Origin of the sequence: Promicromonospora kroppenstedtii DSM 19349 (assembly GCF_000515355.1) — a bacterium.
GTDB lineage: Bacteria > Actinomycetota > Actinomycetes > Actinomycetales > Cellulomonadaceae > Promicromonospora > Promicromonospora kroppenstedtii.
Genome location: NZ_KI911686.1, coordinates 246,998 through 248,867, shown reverse-complemented (window position 1 = coordinate 248,867; position 1,870 = coordinate 246,998). Strand labels below are relative to the sequence as shown.

At 73.2% G+C, this 1,870-nt stretch carries 1 protein-coding gene; it reads right to left on the bottom strand.

The genetic code is table 11. The features are described 5' to 3' along the window. Positions 1 to 24: 24 nt before the first annotated feature. The coding region (locus PROKR_RS15725; RefSeq protein WP_051433034.1) for an N-acetylmuramoyl-L-alanine amidase at positions 25 to 1,870 on the bottom strand (1,846 nt) is incomplete at its 5' end.

The window sequence follows — 1,870 nt, the reverse complement described above, 5'->3', positions numbered from 1 at the left end:
CAACACACCCCGCGCCTATATCGACTAGCGGCCCGCCACGCGCCGCGGCTCCGAGGTGTACGACGCCGACGTGTACCCGTCCGCGGAGACCGTCACCTCGACCGTGAGCTCCGCGCCCCGGTCCCGGCCGGTCACCAGGTAGCGCGAGCCGGTCGCCCAGCGCACCGGCTCGCCGTCACGCAGCCAGCGGTAGGCCACGTCGACGTCGCCCGGCAGGTACGTCCCGGGCTCCGCGATCAGGAGCCGGCCCACCCTGGCCCTGCCCTCGATCGAGGGCCCCGCCACGTCAGCGACCACCGGGTCGTGGAGCTCGACGTCCGCCGCGTTGACGTACACGTGCCGGTGCGCCAGCCACACCTGGTAGTAGACGTCGTCGCCGCGCACGACCGTGCGGTCGCCCGGCCCCGAGCCGTCGAAGGTGGTCGCCCGGTAGTAGTCGGCGGCCACGTGGTCGTCGGACACGGCGTACGTCTGGCCGACGCCGACCGTGTACTCGATCGGCGTGACGTCCTGCACCGGCACCTCCGGGTGCGCCTCGTAGGCGGCCGCCTCCGGGTACGCCCGGCCGAAGACCGGGGCCGGGGCGTCACCCGCGACGGTGATCGTCTGCGCCGTCGCCGGCACGACCACCGGCCGGTCGGCAGGGTTGTGCAGCCAGACCAGCGCGCCGGCCCACCACACGCCGAGCCAGTCGCCCTCGACCCGATCGACGACGAGCTTGTGCCCCGACTGCACGCGCGCGCTCACGTCGCTCGCGTAGGTGGTGCCATCGGCGCCGTCCGGCTTCCAGCCCGGGTCCTTCGCCAGCGCGGCGTCCTGAGAGGGTTCCTGGTAGAGGTACCGGAAGTTGGTGCCCGCACCCTCGACGCAGTCGCCCGAGGTCGGCGAGGCCTCCTCGCAGCCCGTCACCGTGTTCGGGTTGTCGGCGTAGCCCGTGCGCACCTCGACGACGTCGCCGGGCGCGACGTCCGTCGTCGCCTCCAGGTCGCCACCGATGGGCGCGCCCAGCAGCTCGAAGTAGTGGTCCCAGTCCCAGTAGGGGCCCGGGTCCCAGTGCACGTTCTTGGTGTAGCCGGGCAGGATGCCCGGCACCTGGTCGTGCCCGATGACGTGGGCGCGGTCGAGCGGGATGTCGTGCTCCTCCGCGAGGTAGCGCACCAGCGTGGCCGACGACTGGTACATCGCCTCCGTGTACCAGGAGCCCGTGCCGGCCCAGCCCTCGTGCTCGAGGCCGATCGAGTGCATGTTCATGAACCAGTTGCCCGCGTGCCAGCCGACGTCGGCCGGGTCGAGGTGGTTGGCCACGTGCCCGTCGGAGGACCGCAGGGTGTAGTTCCAGGCCAGGTAGGTCGGGTCCTGCACCAGGTTGACCGACGGCTGGTAGGCCGTCTCGGTGTCGTGGATCAGGATGTAGTCGATCGACGGTCCGCCCGCGCCGGTGCGGTCCGCCTGGTCGTGGTTGCCGTAGTCCCCGGTGCCGTCCGGGTCGTCCGCGGAGGCCTTCTCGTACGGGGCGGGGAGCCACTCGCAGCCGAGGTCGGCGGGGCAGTCCGCCCCGGGGTCGCTCGTCGCCCCGGCCTTCGGCACGACGACGTCCGGGTTGCCCGTGAGGATCACCGCACCGTCCGCGGGGGTGGTGGTGCCCGCGCCGCGCCGCAGCGTCGTGAAGACGCCGGCCGCGAAGCCCTCGATGTCGCTCATGCGGGACACCGCGTCCTCCCAGGCGGTCAGGTCGGCCGTGCCGGCTTCGGCGTTGGCGGCGGGCTTCGCCGCAGCGCCGTCGCGCTCCGCCTGGGCCTGGTACGACGCGAGCAGGGCCGCGCCGCCGCAGACGTTCGCCTGCGCGTCGGACTTCAGGGTGGCCTCGTCA